This is a genomic window from Salipiger sp. ABN3_019, assembly GCF_056158605.1.
In genome coordinates, this window is the sequence record NZ_JBSWTP010000009.1 from 1,023,734 (window position 1) to 1,041,091 (window position 17,358).

Consider the following 17,358-nt stretch of genomic DNA (forward strand, 5'->3'; position numbering starts at 1 on the left):
AAGGTACGCCAGACTGCAGGGTAAGAGGTCGCCGTCCCAAATATGGACGAGTGGCCCGTGACAGGCAGAGTGGTGTGATCATCGGCAGAACGAAGCAATGGCGTGCGCCCCTTGGGTGCCGCGCCGGGTGAGGTTTTCGTTCGCCGGGTCTTTCGAAGGTGATTTCACTTTCCGTCGGTCCCCGAAGTGGTGCGGCACGTTGCCGTGGCCGGTTTGCGAGTGTTCGAGTTGAGAGGGAGGGGAAGATGGCACGATCGTCTTTCCATTGGGTCGGAGGTCTCGCGCTTGTCGCGCTCCTACCCGCATGTATGAAAACCTATGGTGCGGACGCTCCGGCGTCGCAGCCCTACGCGGCCAGTGTCGCCGCCGCTGCGCCTGCGCTCGGTCTGCGCGCGCAGCCCGACGGGGCGGATTTGATGGCCCAGCTCGCGCAGCGTCCCTCGGCGCTCGTGCCCGGTACGCCCTATGCGGCGGTTGCGGCGGCGGTGCTGCAGGGCTCTGCTTTCGGTGCCGAGGCAGAGCTGCGGCTTGCGCCGCTGCGCGGGGAGGCCGAGGAATTGAGCTGGCTGCCCGAACTGGCGCGCGGTGCGTCGCTTGGGGCTCTGCGGGACATGTCCGCGCGCATCATGGCGCGGCCCGAGCGGTTCGACACTTCGCGCAAGCTGGCCGAGCGCGACCTTGCACAGGCGCAGATCGAGTCGGCGGCGCTGGCGCTGGCGGAAGAGGCCAACGTCCACGTGCATGAGGCGCTCGGCCAGCATCTGGCTGGTGAGGAGGCGCGGGCGCGCGCCGCGCTTTATGAGGCCAGCTATCGCGATCTGGCGGGGCTGGATTGGCCGATCTCGCAGGCGGTTGCCTCGGGTGAACTGGTGTCCTCTGAACTTGCCCAACTGCGCGCCGAGGTGGCGGACGTGCGCCGCGGTCTCGCGCAGGCCCGGGCGGCTGAGGCGGACGCGCGTCGCGAGCTGGTCGCCATGGCAGATGGCCGGCTTGGCGGCGTCGTGGGCGCGGGCGGCTTGCGTGAGATGGTCGGTGCCGTGCCGCTGCCGCTGATGCAGGCGCAGGCCGCGCGCGCAGAGCAGGAGGCGCGGCAGCGCCTTGGGGCGCATTCCCATATGGAGGGGCTGCAGCTGCGCCGCTCTGCCGAGGAGCTGGATGCATTGGAAGAGGCGGCGGGCTACGCAGGCGAGGGGGCCGAGGCCGGTGACTGGGGTGCCCCGTCGCTGCAGGTTCAATGGCCGGAGCGGGCGGCAGGGTCGGAAGCGGAGATGCAGATCGGCGGCCTTGCCCGGGATCGCGATCGGCTGCGGACCGAGGCTGCGGCTGCGGCGGCGCAGGCATCCGCCGCGGCTGAAGTGGCGGCGCTGGCGCTGCGTGACTACCGCGCGGGCAGGGGCCATGCGGCGCAGCTTCTGGGGCCGCTGGAGCGGGCACTGGATGCGCAGGAGGCCGAGATCACCAGCCGCTTCGCGCTGGCGCGCACCGAGCTGGACCTTGCCTATCTGCAGGGCACGCTTGTGGCGGGCAGCGACCTCTGAGCGCGCCGCTCAGCCCTCGCTGTCCATCCAGATCGTCACCGGCCCGTCGTTGATCAGCGCCACCTTCATGTCGGCACCAAAGCGACCGGTGGCGGTGGCGATGCCCTCGGCGGCGATGCGCCCGGCGAAATACTCGTAAAGCCGCTCGCCTTCATCGGGGGCGGCCGCGCTGGAAAAGCCGGGGCGGTTGCCGCTGCGCGTGTCGGCGGCGAGGGTGAACTGGCTGACCACCAGCGCCGCACCATTCGTATCGCGCACCGAGCGGTTCATCCGCCCTTCCTCGTCGCGGAAAATGCGCAGCTTGGCGATCTTTGCCGCCAGCTTGTCGGTCTGTGCCTCGGTATCGCCCTGCATGGCGCAGATCAGGATCAGCAGGCCCGGACCGATCTCGCCGATGACCGCGCCTTCGACCGTGACGCTCGCTTCCGAGACGCGCTGGATCAGTGCCCTCATGCCTGCGGCTCCAATTCCGAAAGCCATGGCGGATTGGCCCCGGCGCGGCTCACCGTCACCGCTGCCGCCTGCGCACCCAGCGCGACCGCAGGGCGCAGCGTCTCCAGCGGGGTGCTGCGCAGGACGTCGCGGCGCAGCAGCCCGTCGCGGCTCAGCCCGGCCAGAAGGCCCGCGTTGAACGTATCGCCCGCGCCCACCGTATCGACCACCGTGGCGCGCGTGGCGGGCACCTCGAGGCTCCCTTGGGCGCTGACCGCAAGCACCCCCTCGGCGCCCCGCGTCTCCAGCACCAGCGCGCTGCCGCCTTCGATCAGCGCCTCGGGCGTGGTGCCGAGCCATGCCATGTCCTCGTCGGAGATCTTCACGATGTCGGCGCGGGCGAGCATAGCGGCAAGTCGGGCGCGGTAGCGCGCTTCGTCTTTGATGAAGCCGGGGCGGATATTGGGATCGAGCATCACCACCCGGTCGCCCGCCTGCGCGCAGAGCGCGGCATAAGTGTCGGCGCAGGGCTCGGAGACGAGGCTGATGCCGCCAAAGAACAGCGCCTCGGTGTCGCCGTCCAGCGCGGGAAGATCCGCCTCCGACAGCATCCGCCCAGCGGTGTTCTCGTCATAGAAGGCGTAGCGCGCGTGTCCATCCACCAGCGTCACGAAGGCCAGCGTGGTGGGCCGGTCAGAGCGCGGACAGGCGCTGTGGTCAACCTTGGAGGCGGTCAGCGCATCGGCGAGGATGCTTCCGAAAAGATCGGTGGAGATGCCGCCGAAGTAGCCCGCAGGCGCGCCAAGCCGGCCAAGCGCAATGGCGGTGTTGAACACCGCGCCGCCCGCCACCGGCGCAAAGGCGGGCTCTCCGCCGGTGCTGGTTCTGGGCAGCATGTCGATCAGCGATTCTCCGCAGCACAGGATCATCTCTCACTCCCTCGTCGGTGATCTTCTTGGTCTTGTTAGCGCTATACCTAGCGCGTCCAGGGGGCGTCGCTCAATAGCCTGTGGGCAGGCTGAAGCTGACGTCGCCCTGCGATTGCGACAGCATGTAGCCGACAAATCCCGCCACGATTGCCCCGACGATCACGGCCAGCGCGATTTTCCACACCGACCACGGGCGCTCTCCCTGCACCCGCCCGGTGGTGCCGTTGACCACGAAGCGGTAGGTCTGGCCCCGGAACTTGTAGGCCGCCAGCCAGACCGGCAGCAGCACATGCTTGAAGGTCACGTCCGACACCTGCGTGTCCACCGAGGTGATCCGCTGCTGGTCGCCGCCGATGTCGAACTTGATGTCGCGGGTGATCTGCCGGTCCATGATGTGCCGCGCCTCGACAAACCCTGCGTCGAGATCGACCTGATAGCCCTCGGCGCGGAACCCGGCGAGGAACTCGGGCCGATAGGGTTCGAGCCGGCTCAGATCCCAAGGCTCCAGCGCGTCGGTGAATTTCTTCGGCAGAGACTTCGAGGCCAGCACCAGCACGTCGTCGAAGAAGCGCGCAACGCGGCCGCGCACCGGGGTCCAGCGCACCTTGGCGACCTGCACCTGCTGGCGCTTGCCGTCGCGCATCACGGTGCGCGTCTCGTAATAGACCGTGCCGCGCGCGCCGCTGTAGGCAGAGCGGGTATGGGCGTCGAAGGTCCAGTAGGGCACATAGATGCCCTGCATCTTGCGGCCCTTGCGGGCATATTCCTTGAGGCCATTGGGCGCGAACCACAGCCGCCCCAGCCAGTCGTTCATCGCGCCGCGCGCGGCGCTCTCGTCAAGCGCGAAAGGCAGCACGCCCTTGGGTTTGATCTGCCGGTGGGTGCCGGTGTCGGCGACAACCGGCGTGGCGCAGAACGGGCATTCGGTGGCATGGGTGTCGGGATCGAACTCGACCTCGGCGCCGCAGTTCGGGCATTGGGTGACCCGCAGGTCCTCCATCTCCTGAAGCGGCAGCAGGTTGTCCATCGCGGCGCGGAAATCCAGCTCGCGGATGTCGCTTTCCCATGGTCCCGTCAATTCGACCTTCTGGCTGTGGCCGCAATGATCGCAGACCAATTCGCTCGTCGACGGATCGAACCGGTAGTCGGCGCCGCATTGCTCGCAGGGAAATCGGTGGGTTTCGTTCATGCCCGAAGTGCCTCCAGATCCGCCATTTCCGGCAGCGCCACCCTAGGCGGATGGGACGGGAGAGGGAACCGGTTTTCGGGCATGCGTTTCGCCGATGCGCTGCGGGCGAAGGTGCGTGCGCACACAACTTCGCGACAGGCGCTTTTCTCGCGTGCGGCTCCAAGGCTAGGGTGCCGGGGACAGAGGTGCCGGAGACGATGATGACAGGACTGAACACATGCGCCGGGGCTGTCCTCGGGCTTGCGCTCTTCAGCGGTGCGGCCATGGCCGCCGACCTGTCTTGGCGGTTCGAGTGGCAGGGCGGCGACGGCTACGAGATGCGCGGCGCGCTGGCCATTGACGCGGCGCTTGCAGAGCGCGAGCGTGTCTTTGGCGAAGACGTGGAGTGCTTCGTCGTCGAGGGCTACCACGAGGGCGAGCCGATTGGCCGCTGGGCGCTCGGTATGAAGACCGAAGACACCACATGGTCGCTCACCTTCCTGCCGCAGCAGAACGCCTTCGAGGTTTTCGGCCCGCAAAGCCTGATGCCGCAGGCGTGGAACATGGATGGCTTCGGCACGGATTGCGGTCAGGACGGCTTCGGCTTCAACATCGGCAATGCGGCGCAGGACCTCTGCCTCGACGGTCGGCTGCTGGTGGCCTCGCAGGTGCCGCCCGCGCGACCCTTCCCGGCGGTGCCCGACCCGTCGGTCAAATTTCCCGCCGATGCCTGCCTTGCCCCGGCGCTGCTGGGCCAAGCGGGGCCGGAGGCGGTGCTGCCTGCCTCCTTCCCGGTAGCCTCCCGTGCGATCAGACGCCCGGAGGCGGCGGCGGCAGAACGGTGAAGAGCTGCGCCAGTTCGGTCACGTCCTCGGCGCGTTTCCAACCGTCCTGGCCTTGGGTCCAGACATAGCTGTCGCGGGTCAACTCGCCCTCGGTCGCCATGCGTCCGAGCCGGGCCTTGGAGAAGGGGCCGCTGGTCTGGCCGCCCGAGGCCACGTGCCACACATGCTCGACCGGCGGCGGGGGAGGCGGCGGCGCTGCGGCGGCGGTCTGCTGCGGGCGCGCGCCCCACGGACCCGCCTGCGCGCCGGTCATGGCGCCGCCCATGGCCATGCCCATGCCCGCGCCAAAGCCGGTGCCCATGGCCTGACCGGCGGCAGAGCCCTCTGCCCCCAGCGCCTCGGCGGCCTGAAAGCGCGTATAGGCATCAAGATCGCCCACCACGCCCATGGATGTGCGCTTGTCGAGCGCCTTTTCGACCGCATCGGGCAGCGAGATGTTCTCGATGTAAAGCTCGGGCAGCGACAGGCCGTATTCGGCGATGGTCGATGAAATACCCTCGGCCAGCATCTTGCCCAGCTCTTGCGTGTTGGCCGCCATGTCGAGCACTGGAATGCCCGAAGAGGCGATCAGCCGCGAGAACTCCTGCACGATGATATTGCGGATCTGAAAGCTGATCTCGTGGCTGGTGAACTCGCCATCGGTGCCGACGATCTCGACGAGGAATTTCGCCGGGTCCGACACGCGCACCGAATAGGTGCCATATGCGCGCAGGCGCACCGGGCCGAACTCGGGGTCGCGGCAGATGATCGGGTTTTTCGTGCCCCACTTCAGCCCGGTGAAACGGGTGGTGTTGACGAAATAAATCTCTGACTTGAAGGGCGAGCGGAAGCCGTGATCCCAGTGCTGCAGCGAGGTCATGATCGGCATGTTGTTGGTCTCGAGCATGTAAAGACCCGGCGTGAACACATCCGCCAGTTGCCCCTCATGCACGAAAACCGCCGCCTGCCCCTCGCGCACGGTGAGCTTGGCGCCGTATTTGATTTCATGGCCCTCGCGCTCGAAGCGCCAGACCATCGTGTCGCGGGTGTCGTCGGTCCAGTGGATGACGTCGATGAACTGCCCCGAGAGGAAATCCAGAATTCCCATGATCATCTCCTGTTGTCGCCTGTCCTCAGCTCAGCTTGGCCCGCTGCCGCCGGTCATCTGCGCGGCAAGATCCTGCACGATCGGCCGCGCGGTGGCGGCATCCATGCCGGGTTTGAGCTGGGGGTCGTAAAGGATTTTCAGCAGCATCTCGTCCATCGAGGTGAGAAGCGCGAACTCGTCGTCGTCATTGAAGATCGAAGGCCGGGCCTGCGGGCTGTCGTTGCCCAGCCCCAGCCCCTGCGCCACTTCTTCGTGGATGCAGGAGCGGCGCAGCAGATCCGGATGCTCGGAGCGGATCACCGCGATGGCCTGACCGTAGGCATAGCCGTCGGGCTCGTCGGAAAAGGCGATGACGAGGCAGTGAATCTCACGCGGCAGATCGTTGAACACCGCCAGCGCCGTGGGGTTCACGTCGGGCACCAGCTGTTTGATGCGCGGGGCGATGGTCTTCTTATCGTCCTCGGACATGAACAGAACGTGGAAATTCGAACTGCCGGTGGTCATCGAGATCGGATGTCCGGTGATCCGGCCAAGACGGCTGACGTATTGGCTGAGCTGGTTGCGGTCGGTGACCTGCTGCTCCGCCGGAACATGGTCGCCGAACTCGACCGAGACGCGCACCGGCTTGAGCCATTTCTTCACCCGGCCAAGCTCTCCGCGCGAGGGTTTCAGCCCTTGGCCGCGGGCGTATTCCTCGGCCAGAGCGATGCGTTCGAAATTGCGCATCAGCATGGTGTCGGTGACCGGCGTGTCGGGCCCGCCGCCGTCGGTGCGGAGCAGACCCTGTGACAGCAGGTCGGCCTGCACCCGCGCGTAATAGACCTCTAGATCGTAGCTCGCCAGCGATTGCCGCGGCGCGCCCGGGGTTTCAGCCTCGCGAGGCTTGAGCCCGGAGGGGCGCGACTGCGGCAGCACCTCGGTGCTGCGCGGAGCCAGGGCAGAACTATCGCAGGCCGCGAGGCCCGCGCAAACCAAGATGCTCAGTACACTTTTACCCCAACCCCGCATATGGTCACGACCCTGCTGGAACCGAAGTGGCGGCGTTGTCGCCGGTGCCGGTCGAGCGCGCCTTGGCCGAGGCCAGCGTGTCGCGCAGCTCGGCTTCCATCTGCTGCAGGTCCTTCTCGGCGGCGGCGCGGCGCGCCTTGCCTTCGTCGGCGATGCGCAGGCTGTCCTGGATCGTGGCGATCAGATCGGCATTGGCCTGTTTGACCAACTCGATGTCGAAGACGCCGCGCTCCATCTCGGTGCGGATGGCGGCGTTGCTGTCGCGCAGGTTCTTGGCGTTGGAAGTCAGCAGCTCGTTGGTCAGATCATTGGCGTCGCGCACGGCGGCGGCGGCCTCGGACGAGCGCTGGATGGTCACCGCCTGCGCCAGCTGGGTCTCCCAGAGCGGCACGGTGTTGACCAGCGTCGAGTTGATCTTGGTGACGAGGCTCTTGTCGTTTTCCTGCACCAGCCGGATCGAGGGCAGCGACTGCATGGTCACCTGCCGGGTCAGCTTGAGATCGTGCACCCGGCGTTCCAGATCGTCCCGCGCGGCACGCAGGTCGCGCAGCTCCTGCGCCTTCATCACCTTCTGATCCTCGGCGGCGGCCTCAACGGCGGCTTCGCGCGCGGGGATGTCGTTGGCGTCGAGATCCTCGAGCTTCTTCTGGCCCGCCGCGATGTAGAGCGCCAGCTCGTCATAGAAGGTCAGCGTCTTGTCGTAGAGCAGGTCGAGCGATTTGATGTCCTTGAGCAGCGTGTGCTCGTGCTTCAGCAGATTGTCGGTGATGCCGTCGATCTGGCCCTGCACCTCCTCGTAGCGGGCGGTGAACTTGGCGAAGGGCGCGGCCTTGCCGATCAGCTTTTCCCACCAGCTGCGCTTGCGGCGCACGTCCAGTTCCGAGACCGAGAAGCCGCGGATCGTGGTGACGATGTTGCGCAGGCTGTCGCCCGCGGGGCCGACGTCCTTGTTGCGCACGTCCGCCAGCATCGCCTGACTGATCTCCTGCAATTCGGCCTGAGCCGCCGAGCCGAAAGACACGATCGACTGGGTGTCGCCCATGTCGATCTCATCCATGCGGGCGCGGATCTCTTCGGTCACCTCGGGCGAGGCGGCCTCATAGCTCTCCACCTCATCCGCGGGCTTGGGGTCGGGCAGGATCACAGCATTCACCTCTTCCACCATAGCCAGTTCCTGCTGGGCTTTGGCTCTTACGTTCTCGGACATCGGACTTCCTCCGTATCTGTCTCTCATTCAGGCTCTTTGAGCCGCACGCCTTCGCGCTGAAGGCGGTCGCGCAGCACGTCGATCTCGACCGTGAGGTCGGCATTATTGTCGAGCAGCAGCTTGCGGTTCTTCTGGCCGAAGCTCTCCTCGAGGTCCGTCAGCAACATCATGAAATCGGACTTGGCCCCGCGATCCTGCGTGCGGCTGTAGATGTCGGCGAATTTCACCGCCGCGTCGCGCGCGCCCATCAGATAGACGCCAAGATATTTGCGCGCGGCGGTCAGGTCGCGCGGGTCCTCTTCGACGGTGCGGATGAGGTCCTTGGCCTTGGCGTGAAAGCGTTGCACGCGCGCCTCGACCTGCCGGTCGCCCGCGCGGCGCACCGCATCTTCCATGGCGTTGAGATAGGCCTCTGCCTCGTCCACCACCTTGGCGACACGGTCCTGCTGGAACGTGTCGATGCCTTCCATGCCCTTGTGCTTCATCGGGTCGAGCCCAAAGGCGCCCACGTGAAGCGCGGCGGCGGACAGCCCATAGAGCACCGGCGCCACAAGGCCCGGATCGGATTTGAAAGCCGCGAGGCCGATCCCGACGCCCGCGCAGGCTGCGGCGAAAAGCTTTCTCGGGATCGACGGGCGGCGGGCGATCTTGCGCTCGTCATAGGCGGCCTGCGCCCGCAGGCCATCGCGCAGCAGCCACGCGCCAAGCAGAAGGACGCCCGCGCCGACAAGGCCCAGAGCCAGCCCCGCAGCGCCATCGTTCAGCGAAGTCGCGGCCAGCACGATCGGGGGGGCGAAGAGCACATTCGAGCGTGCGCCCACCGGATCGACCTTCGCTCCGTGATAGAGAGGCCGTTCGTCGGTGGTGCCGGCATCGTCGGAAGATCCGTCGGGGCTGTACTTGCCGCCGTAGCGTTGTGCCAAGGTCAGAGCCCTCCCAGCCAGCCGGAAGTAACTCCGAAAAGAAGCACGATCAGCAGCACATAGGCCACCTTGCGTAAGCCCTTGTCGGTCATGGTGCCCCCCGCAAGCTCTCTCGGTTCACCAAGAACTTATGCGCTTAGATGGTCACTTGCTAGGGGGGAGTTCCCTTGGGTCGGCTCTTGTTTGGGGAGAAGTCGTGCCAAGCGGCACAACGTGGCCATCACATTGGCGTTTCAGGCCGCGTTCTTGTCGACCATGCGGTTCCAGAGGAGGTCTGCCTCGACATCATAGGCATCGCGGCCCTGCTCGGTTCCGGCCTTGCGCAGACGCTCTTCGAAGGCCTCGCCCAGCGAGGTGAGCCGCGCCAGATAGCGGCGGCGCGCCTTCATCCGGTCCTTGGTGCCCCATGCTTCGATCAGGCGCGCGTTTTCCTTGCTCAGAAGCTCAAGAAAGCGGGCCACGGGCTTGCGCAGGCGTCGTGCGGCCAGCGGGTCCTGTGAAATCGCCTGCATCAGTCCCATGACGCCGCTGCGCAGGGCTTCGGCCCGGCGGCTGAGCTCGGCATCGTTAAGCGCCGCCACATCCGCGACGGCGAGCCCGATGGCGGCGTCGATACGGTCCAGCGTCTCCTGCGTGCGTAGATGCGGCATGTCCTCTTCGACCGCGGCCTGTTTGCTGGTGAGCGGATCTCTGCCGAAGGCCGCGACACCCAGCCCGAAGCCCAGCACGCCAAGGCCCAGCGGCACCGGCAGCGAGACGAAGTGATGGCCCGCGAGAATCACCACCAGCAGGCCAAGCAGCGCCGAGCCGAGCATCTTGCGCGGCAGGCGCGGTGCCTTGGCCGTCTCTGCCGCCTCGAAGGCGCGGGCGATCTTCGTGCCGCGGTGGATCAGCCAGACCGCCAGCGCGAAGATGACCAGCATCAGCAGTCCGGTGAAGGTGGTTTCCGGACGCCCTTGGAACAGCAGCATGAGCAGCGGGAACGCGGCAAGCATCAGCACGCCCAAGCCGGAATCCAGCGGCCCGGAGGATGCGCTTTGTCTGCGTTTGCGTGAGGGTCTTGCCATGAGGATGTTCCGTGGTCCGTTCAAGGCCGGGCGAGGCTGCGTGAGGGGAGGGGTCCTTGGTCTGCCGTCTGGCGGCTGCGTCGCGGGGTCAGAAATATCCGAGCACGAAGATCAGCAGCCACAGGGCGGCGAAGGCCAGCCTCGGGATCAGCAGTCCACGGTCACGGGTCCGGGCGGTGGCTCCGGCCAGCGCCTGATAGGTGTCCGCTGCCACCCCCCGGAGGTTCCCAAGTAAGAGAAACGTGGTGGCGGCAAGGATCATGATGGCGAGTAGTGTGCTCATGCCACCTAATCTGCCGCCGAAAGCGGGCGAAATGAGGGCGCATTCCGGCCCAAGACGTGAAATTTAGTCCAGCGTTAACGGCGGCTTAAGGCGATATGGGCGGCTTTTTGGCGAAGCCGCCCGCTGGGTGCCCTATTGCCTGCTTTTCGGCGGTCCCTTGCGCCGGGTCCGAGTCGGCACGGCTTTTTCGGTCTTGGCGCCTTCAAGGCCAAGCTGATCACGGATCACCTTGGGGCGCAGTTCCTGCACCTCGCCGGTTTTCAGCTCACCCAGTTGGAACGGCCCGTAAGAGACGCGGATCAGCCGGTTCACCGTCAGCCCGATGTCGGCCATGGCGCGGCGGATCTCGCGGTTCTTGCCTTCACGCAGACCAACGGTCAGCCATGCGTTGGCGCCCTGCTGCCGGTCGAGTGTCACCTGCATGGGCTGGAACGCCTGACCGTCCACCACGATGCCGGCGCGCAGCGGCTTCAGCATGTCCTCGGTCGGCGCGCCGTTCACCCGCACGCGGTATTTGCGCAGCCAGCCGGTCGAGGGCAGTTCGAGCTGGCGCTTGATGCCGCCGTCATTGGTCAGCAGCAGCAGGCCCTCGGAGTTGAGGTCGAGACGCCCGATGCTCATCACCCGGGGCAGATCCTCGGGCAGCTTGTCAAAGATCGTCTCGCGGCCCTTCTCGTCATTGGTGGTGGTCACCAGCCCGACAGGCTTGTGATAGAGCCACAGACGCGCGGCTTCGGGCGGGGCAAGCGGCACGCCATCGACGGTGATCCGGTCCTTGGCGGTGACGTTCAGCGCGGGGCTTTCCAGCACCTTGCCGTTCACCGAGACGCGGCCTTCTTCGATCATCTTCTCGGCCTCGCGGCGGCTGGCAACGCCCGCGCGGGCCAGCACCTTGGCGATGCGGCCATCCTCGCTCACCGCCGGCGCTGCGGGGACATGCGCAGGCTTGCTGGCCGGGCCCGATTTGGCGCTTGCCTTGGTGCCGCGGCGCGGGGGCGGTCTGGTGCCAGATTTCGCCCCAGATTTGGGGCCCGCCTTGGGGCCACCGCCATAGCTTGCCTCGTCTTGCACGATGCCACGGCCCTTCGGTTTGCCGCCGGGTTTCCCGCTCGGTTTGCCGAAGGGCTTTGCGCCCGGTTTTCCGCCGCGCGCGCTGCCGTCAATATCCCCCTTCGGCCCGGCTTTGTAGCCGGGTTTCGCCCCAGCTTTGGGACCGGACTTGAAGTCCGACTTCGGGCCAGATTTAGGGCCAGTTTTCGGGCCAGCCTTCGCGCCCGTGCTGGGACGGGACTTGGGGCCGGAGGGTTTGGCGGGGCGCGACGGGGGTTTGCTCATGAATCCTCGCATACTGCATCCCCCGCGCCGGGGGAAGCCAACTCGCCAAGCGCCGCGCTTCGCGCTACTCCGGCGCTCATGAGTTTTCGCAGTCATATGGATTTGGCGCTTGCCGAGGCGCGGGCCGCCGCCGCCCGGGGTGAGGTGCCGGTGGGTGCCGTGCTGGTCTCGCCCAAAGGCGAGGTCGTGGCCACGGCGGGCAACCGCACGCGCGAGTTGAACGATCCCACCGCCCATGCCGAGATCCTCGTGCTGCGCGCCGGGTGCGCCGCGCTCGGGTCCGAGCGGCTGACCGAGCATGATCTCTACGTGACGCTGGAGCCGTGCCCGATGTGCGCCGCGGCGATCTCCTTCGCGCGGATCCGGCGGCTTTACTATGGCGCATCCGACCCTAAGTCCGGCGGCGTGGCGCAGGGCGCGCGGGTCTATGCGCATCCGCAATGCCACCATGTGCCCGAGGTCTACGACGGGCTCGCCGCGCCCGAGGCAGAAGCGCTGCTGAAAGACTTCTTCGCTGCCCGGAGGGATGGCTGATGGCCCGCGTGATCTTGCTCAACAAACCCTATGGCGTGCTGTCGCAATTCACCGACAAGGGCACCGAGGGCAGCCCGCGCGAGACGCTGTCGAGCTATGTGAAAGTGCCCGGCGTCTATCCCGCAGGCCGCCTCGACCGCGACAGTGAGGGGCTCATGGTGCTGACCGACGACGGGCGACTTCAGGCGCGGATCTCGCATCCGAAGTTCAAGCAGCCCAAGACCTACCTCGTGCAGGTCGAAGGCGCGCCGAGCGATGAACAGATTGCGCAGTTGCGCAAAGGGGTGGAGCTGAAGGACGGGATGACCCGACCGGCGCAGGTGCACCGCATCCCCGAGCCCGACCTCTGGCCGCGCAATCCGCCGGTGCGGTTTCGCAAATCGGTGCCCGACAGCTGGCTCGAGATCAAGATCACCGAGGGGCGCAACCGGCAGGTGCGGCGGATGACGGCGCATGTGGGATTGCCCTGCCTGCGGCTGGTACGCTGGGCGATCGGCACATGGACGCTCGACGATATTCCCCCCGGCGAATGGCGCGACGTCTGAAGCACTGGCGCGCGCCGCCCGGCGCGCTACTCTGGGCGCCATGTGCGGACGTTTTGCAGTCACCCTTCCCGATGATGCCATGGCCAAGATCTTCGAGGCCATGCCCGGCAATGATTTGCCGCATGTCCCGAATTTCAACGTCTGCCCGACCAACGACGTGCATGTGGTGCGCTCGGACGGCGGGACGCGGCTGCTTGGGGCGATGCGCTGGGGCTTTCTGCCGCATTGGTACAAGGCACCAAACGACGGGCCGCTGCTGATCAACGCGCGGGCCGAGACGATTGCCGAGAAACCCGCTTTCCGTGCTGCTTGCCGTGCGCGGCGCTGCATCGTGCCAGCCAGCGGTTTCTATGAATGGACCAAGACCGAGGATGGCCGCCGCCTGCCGTGGTACATCACTCCGGCCGAGGATGACCTGCTGGCCTTCGCCGGGATCTGGCAGGACTGGGAAGGGGAGGGTCAGGCCTTCCGCACCTGCGCCATCGTCACAACTGCCGCGAGCGATGAAATGTCCAAGGTGCACCACCGGATGCCGGTGATCCTGTCGAAAAAGGACTGGGGCCTGTGGCTGGGAGAGGACGGGCACGGCGCCGCGACGCTGATGCAGGCGGCGCCCGAAGGCGCGCTGCGGATGTACCGCGTCGATCCCAGGGTGAATTCGAACCGCGCCGAGGGGCCAGAACTGATCGAGCCGATCTGAGCCCGGTCGCGCGCAGGATCAGTAGTTGTTTTCCAGCTCCAGCGGGGCCGGATTCACATAGTCGATGACGCCCGCGGCGGTATTGTCGGCGGTGTAGACATCGCCAAACGCGCCCTGCATTCCATCGGTCACTTCCAGCGCATAGGCCTCGCCCGGCTGCAGAACGCCGGTGTCCCAGCTGGCATCGCTGGCGGTGGCCGACATGGGCACCTCGGAGGCGTTGACGAAATGAACCACGTCGCCAACCGAGACATAGATTTCCTCGGGGAAGTAGCTCAGCCCCGTCATCAGCACTTCTTGCTCGGCGGCTGCAAGCGGCGCTGCGGCTCCGGCGAGGAGAAGGAGGGAGGCTCCGATCTTGGACAACATCTTCAGGCTCCGTGACTAGGGCGCGACTCGCGACAGTGACATTCATCAATCACGGCAGGGCGGGGCCCTGCCGGTTGAGTCATCGCTAGTTAGGGAGTGAGGCGAAAATACGGCCCCCGCAGGGAAAATTCCGGCGCGCCGCGCGGGTCAGGCCTCGCCCGCGTGACGCAATTCGACCTGCACCACATCAGTGCGCCCGGTCGAGAAGGTGGCCGCGCAGGCATCCAGATAGAACTGCCAGCTGCGCAGGAAGCTCTCGCCATAGCCCAGCCCTTCGATCCGCTTGCGCTGACGCAGAAGGTTGTCGCGCCAGATCCGGCAGGTGCGGGCGTAGTGCTGGCCAAAGGCGAAATTCTCGCGCAACTCCAGACCGGCTTTGGCGGCCTCGCGGTTCAGCACCGCGTTGCACGGCAGCATGCCACCGGGGAACGTGTGCTGCCGGATGAAATCGGTGCGCTTGCGGTAGAGCGAGAACTCGGCGTCCTGCACGGTGATCGCCTGCAGCACCGCGCGGCCGCCCTCGGCCAGACGGTCCTTCAGCGCGGCGAAATACACCGGCCAGTATTTTTCGCCCACCGCTTCGATCATCTCGATCGAGACGATGTTGGCGTAGCGCCCCTGTACCGCCCGGTAATCCTGCAGCCGGATGTCGGCGCGCCCGTCGAGCCGCGCATCGGCATAGCCCTTCTGGCTGGGCGAGAGCGTGATGCCGGTGACCTTGCGCCCCTGCTGCGCGGCGCGTTCGGCAAAGCCGCCCCAGCCGCAGCCGATCTCCAGCACCGAGGGGCTGTCGCTCAGCCGCGAGAGGATGCGGTCGTACTTGCGGTCCTGTGCCTCGGGCAGTGCGGTGTCGCCTTCGCCCTCGGCGAACAGCGCGGAAGAGTAGGTCATCCCCGGATCGAGCCAGAGTTGATAGAACTCGTTGCCCACGTCGTAGTGCGCCTGAATGTTGCGCGACGAGCCTTTGAGGCTGTTGGCGCGCAGCACCCGGTCGATCATCCGGAACTTGAGCCGCGCGAGGGGGCCGGGCGTCACATAGCGTTCGAAGGCATCGAGATTGTCCAGCGCCAGCCGCAGCAGCCGTTCGGGCGAACTGCTGTGCCAGAGACCGGCGATATAGCTCTCGCCCATGGCGACCTCGCCGCGTGCGGCAAGCGCAGGCAGCACGGACCAGTCGAGGATATGCAGATCCGCCTCGGGCCCGGTGGTGCCGAAATGATGCCGCTCGCCCTCGGGCGTCAGCAGCGTGAGGCGGCCGTGCTCGATCTGTTCGAGCGTGGACAGAAAGCGGCGTTTCATCATCGCGGAGATGGGCAGGTTCATCGGCTGACCTCGTGATCGGGCGGTGCGGGGAGCTTGCGGTATTCGGCTCCCTTCAATTTTAAACGTAGTGCATTCCAGTAGATGAGCATAATCACCCGCATCGCGCCACCCGGGCGGCGCAGCGCGCTGCGCAGCAGGCGGGCCGATCCGGCGGGCGAGAAGTCACCGGACATTGTGGCCTTGAGGCCTTCCTTGCCGTCGATCTGGCGGATGCCGATCGCGGCGGCGGCCCCGGTGATCGAAAAGCGGAAGTGATAGCTGCCGCGCACATCCTGAAACGGTGAGACGTGAAAGACCTTGGTGGCGGTCAGCTCATCCTCGGGAGAGATCGGGGCAAAGGCGGCGTGATGGCACAGGTAGCTGTGGCGCTGACCGAAGGTGTTGCTCACCTCGGCGATCACCGCCAGCAGCCGGTCGCCGCGCAGGGCCAGCCAAAAGGAGACCGGGTTGAACCAATAGCCCAGAAAGCGCGGCTGCATCAGCAGTGCCACGCGCACGCCTTCGAGCCCCGCCGAAGCAAAGACGCGCCGCGCCCATGCGGCACCGGTGCCATCCTCGCGCGGGCCGCCATGGTCGCGATCATAAAGCGAAAAGAGGTTGAAGCGGTTGCGCGAGAACAGGCGCGGGGGGCGCACCGCATCGGGATCAAGCAGCAGATAGTCCACGCGATACACGAAGGCATGGCGGATGCCGCCGCGCCGCGCGTGGGTCACGCGGGCCGGAAGATGCAGCATCTCGCCCGCGCCCAATCTGTCTGATAGGCTTTCGCTCATGCGGCCACCGGCGCGGGCAGCATCTGCCGGGCGATGCGCACCGCGCTGGCAAAGCCATCCTCGTGGAACCCGTTGCGCAGCCACGCGCCCGCGTACCAGCTTCGGTTCTTGCCCTGCAGCGCGGCGATGCGGCTCTGCGCGTCCAGCGCGGCGGTGTCGAACACCGGGTGGCGGAAGGTGTTGCGGTCGTAGACCAACTCGTCGGGAATATCGCGCTGCGGATTGAGCGTGACGAACATCGGATCGCTGTCGGGAATGTTCTGCAGCCGGTTCATCCAATAGGTCACGCCGACGGGCTCATCGGGCGGGGTGCCCGGCTCGGTCCGGAACACCCACGAACTCCAGCACCGACGGCGCTGCGGCATCAGGCGAGTGTCGCGGTGCAGCACCGCATGGTTGTCCTGAAACTTCACCGCCCCCAGCGCGCGTTGCTCGGAACTGCTTGGCTCGGCGAGCAGCGACAGCGCCATGTCGGCGTGACAGGCAAAGACGACCTGATCGTACTGCTCGGGGGCATGGCCTTCAGTCATGACTGTGGCGTGTTTCTCGTCCCGCTCGACCTTCAACACCGGGGTGCCGGACCGCAGCGAGACCTGCCGCGCCTCGAGCGCCGCGGTCAGCCGCTCGACATAGCTGCGCGAGCCGCCTGAGACCGTCCACCACTGATGCTGGTTTCCGGCAGAGAGCAGCGCGTGGTTGCGCAGAAAGCGCATCAGCGCCTGCGCCGGAAAATCCCCGATCTTGGCCGAGGGCGTGGACCAGATCGCGCCGCAGATCGGATAGAGATAGCGGTCACGGAAAGCGGTCCCCAGCCCCAGCGCCTCGACCAGCCCGGCGATCGACAGATGCGGATGGCTCTCGGCCTTGGCCTCGGCGTGGCGGTTGAAGTGCAGGATGTCGCGGATCATCGCGTAAAAGCCGGGGCGTGCGATATTGCTGCGCTGGCCAAATAGCGCATTGCCTGAGCGCAGCGCATATTCCAGCCGCCCACCATCCAGCGAAACGCCAAAGCTCATGTCACTGCGCTCTACCGGCACGTCGAGATCGCGAAAGAGCGCGGTGAGATGAGGGTAGTTGGCGTAGTTGAAGACGATAAAGCCCGTATCCACCGGCTGATCACCGTAGAGCCCTGCCGTCACCGTGCGGGCATGGCCGCCAAGGCGCGGCGCGGCCTCATAAAGCGTCACGCGGCAGCGCTGCGACAAAAGCCATGCTGTGGCGAGGCCCGAGATGCCACCGCCGATCACGGCAACGCGCTGGGGAACTCCAAAAGACAGGTCAAGGGCCACGCA

General features: G+C 66.5%; 19 protein-coding genes. 5 read left to right on the plus strand and 14 right to left on the minus strand.

The window, feature by feature from the left end:
* Window positions 1-245: 245 nt before the first annotated feature.
* The gene (locus tag ACXAD2_RS13055) at window positions 246-1,538 is read left to right on the plus strand and encodes a hypothetical protein (protein ID WP_475170630.1); all 1,293 of its coding nucleotides are present in this window, start codon (window positions 246-248) and stop codon (window positions 1,536-1,538) included.
* A 9-nt stretch (window positions 1,539-1,547) separates the two neighbouring features.
* Here ACXAD2_RS13055 and dtd read toward each other — a convergent pair whose 3' ends face one another.
* From dtd to ACXAD2_RS13070, 3 genes are all read right to left on the minus strand, one after another.
* On the minus strand, window positions 1,548-1,991 hold the full coding sequence (gene dtd, locus ACXAD2_RS13060) for a D-aminoacyl-tRNA deacylase (protein ID WP_475170637.1): 444 nt from the start codon (window positions 1,989-1,991) through the stop codon (window positions 1,548-1,550).
* Entirely contained in the window at window positions 1,988-2,899 is a 912-nt protein-coding gene (locus ACXAD2_RS13065; protein ID WP_475170641.1) for a carbohydrate kinase family protein, read from the minus strand. Before ACXAD2_RS13065 ends, dtd begins: the two co-directional genes overlap by 4 nt.
* 70 nt (window positions 2,900-2,969) lie before the next feature.
* Window positions 2,970-4,088, minus strand: a complete 1,119-nt coding sequence (locus tag ACXAD2_RS13070) for a TFIIB-type zinc ribbon-containing protein (protein WP_475170646.1) — start codon at window positions 4,086-4,088, stop codon at window positions 2,970-2,972.
* Between the two features lie 200 nt (window positions 4,089-4,288).
* Here ACXAD2_RS13070 and ACXAD2_RS13075 point away from each other — a divergent pair, with 200 nt between their 5' ends.
* Window positions 4,289-4,912: a hypothetical protein gene (locus ACXAD2_RS13075; protein WP_475170650.1), complete on the plus strand. Its 624-nt coding sequence runs from the start codon at window positions 4,289-4,291 to the stop codon at window positions 4,910-4,912.
* Here ACXAD2_RS13075 and ACXAD2_RS13080 read toward each other — a convergent pair.
* The 7 genes from ACXAD2_RS13080 to ACXAD2_RS13110 form a co-directional block, all read right to left on the minus strand.
* Window positions 4,878-5,999: an SPFH domain-containing protein gene (locus ACXAD2_RS13080; protein ID WP_475170655.1), complete on the minus strand. Its 1,122-nt coding sequence runs from the start codon at window positions 5,997-5,999 to the stop codon at window positions 4,878-4,880. The two genes, ACXAD2_RS13075 and ACXAD2_RS13080, sit on opposite strands and share 35 nt — an antisense overlap.
* A 30-nt stretch (window positions 6,000-6,029) precedes the next feature.
* On the minus strand, window positions 6,030-7,007 hold the full coding sequence (locus tag ACXAD2_RS13085; RefSeq protein ID WP_224906343.1) for a DUF2927 domain-containing protein: 978 nt from the start codon (window positions 7,005-7,007) through the stop codon (window positions 6,030-6,032).
* A 4-nt stretch (window positions 7,008-7,011) separates the two neighbouring features.
* On the minus strand, window positions 7,012-8,214 hold the full coding sequence (locus tag ACXAD2_RS13090; protein WP_475170663.1) for a toxic anion resistance protein: 1,203 nt from the start codon (window positions 8,212-8,214) through the stop codon (window positions 7,012-7,014).
* 23 nt (window positions 8,215-8,237) lie between these two features.
* Window positions 8,238-9,137, minus strand: a complete 900-nt coding sequence (locus ACXAD2_RS13095) for a 5-bromo-4-chloroindolyl phosphate hydrolysis family protein (protein ID WP_475170667.1) — start codon at window positions 9,135-9,137, stop codon at window positions 8,238-8,240.
* 233 nt (window positions 9,138-9,370) lie between these two features.
* Window positions 9,371-10,204 (minus strand): hypothetical protein, encoded by an 834-nt coding sequence (locus tag ACXAD2_RS13100; RefSeq protein WP_066102625.1) that lies wholly within the window; start codon window positions 10,202-10,204, stop codon window positions 9,371-9,373.
* An 88-nt stretch (window positions 10,205-10,292) separates the two neighbouring features.
* Window positions 10,293-10,487 carry a hypothetical protein gene (locus ACXAD2_RS13105; RefSeq protein ID WP_066102622.1) on the minus strand — a complete coding sequence of 65 codons (195 nt, stop codon included), beginning with the start codon at window positions 10,485-10,487 and terminating at the stop codon, window positions 10,293-10,295.
* A gap of 132 nt (window positions 10,488-10,619) precedes the next feature.
* Window positions 10,620-11,558 (minus strand): pseudouridine synthase, encoded by a 939-nt coding sequence (locus ACXAD2_RS13110; RefSeq protein ID WP_475170673.1) that lies wholly within the window; start codon window positions 11,556-11,558, stop codon window positions 10,620-10,622.
* 342 nt (window positions 11,559-11,900) lie between these two features.
* On the opposite strand from ACXAD2_RS13110, the gene ACXAD2_RS13115 reads away from it, so the two are divergent.
* Genes ACXAD2_RS13115 through ACXAD2_RS13125 form a run of 3 tightly spaced genes read left to right on the plus strand, consistent with a single transcriptional unit; the run spans window position 11,901 to window position 13,601 of the window.
* Entirely contained in the window at window positions 11,901-12,356 is a 456-nt protein-coding gene (locus tag ACXAD2_RS13115; RefSeq protein ID WP_475170678.1) for a nucleoside deaminase, read from the plus strand.
* Complete coding sequence (locus ACXAD2_RS13120; protein WP_475170682.1) at window positions 12,356-12,901, plus strand: rRNA large subunit pseudouridine synthase E; 546 nt, start codon at window positions 12,356-12,358, stop codon at window positions 12,899-12,901. Before ACXAD2_RS13115 ends, ACXAD2_RS13120 begins: the two co-directional genes overlap by 1 nt.
* 40 nt (window positions 12,902-12,941) lie before the next feature.
* Window positions 12,942-13,601: an SOS response-associated peptidase gene (locus ACXAD2_RS13125; protein WP_475170685.1), complete on the plus strand. Its 660-nt coding sequence runs from the start codon at window positions 12,942-12,944 to the stop codon at window positions 13,599-13,601.
* Window positions 13,602-13,619: 18 nt separating this feature from the next.
* On the opposite strand, the gene ACXAD2_RS13130 is transcribed toward ACXAD2_RS13125, so the two are convergent.
* The 4 genes from ACXAD2_RS13130 to ACXAD2_RS13145 form a co-directional block, all read right to left on the minus strand.
* Complete coding sequence (locus tag ACXAD2_RS13130) at window positions 13,620-13,970, minus strand: cupredoxin domain-containing protein (RefSeq protein ID WP_475170687.1); 351 nt, start codon at window positions 13,968-13,970, stop codon at window positions 13,620-13,622.
* A gap of 147 nt (window positions 13,971-14,117) precedes the next feature.
* Complete coding sequence (locus ACXAD2_RS13135) at window positions 14,118-15,293, minus strand: class I SAM-dependent methyltransferase (protein WP_475170690.1); 1,176 nt, start codon at window positions 15,291-15,293, stop codon at window positions 14,118-14,120.
* A complete protein-coding gene (locus ACXAD2_RS13140; protein ID WP_475170693.1) occupies window positions 15,290-16,066 on the minus strand; it encodes a DUF1365 domain-containing protein in 777 nt (258 codons plus the stop codon). The genes ACXAD2_RS13135 and ACXAD2_RS13140 overlap by 4 nt, the downstream gene beginning before the upstream one ends.
* Complete coding sequence (locus tag ACXAD2_RS13145; RefSeq protein WP_475170694.1) at window positions 16,063-17,355, minus strand: NAD(P)/FAD-dependent oxidoreductase; 1,293 nt, start codon at window positions 17,353-17,355, stop codon at window positions 16,063-16,065. Before ACXAD2_RS13145 ends, ACXAD2_RS13140 begins: the two co-directional genes overlap by 4 nt.
* Window positions 17,356-17,358 lie beyond the last annotated feature (3 nt).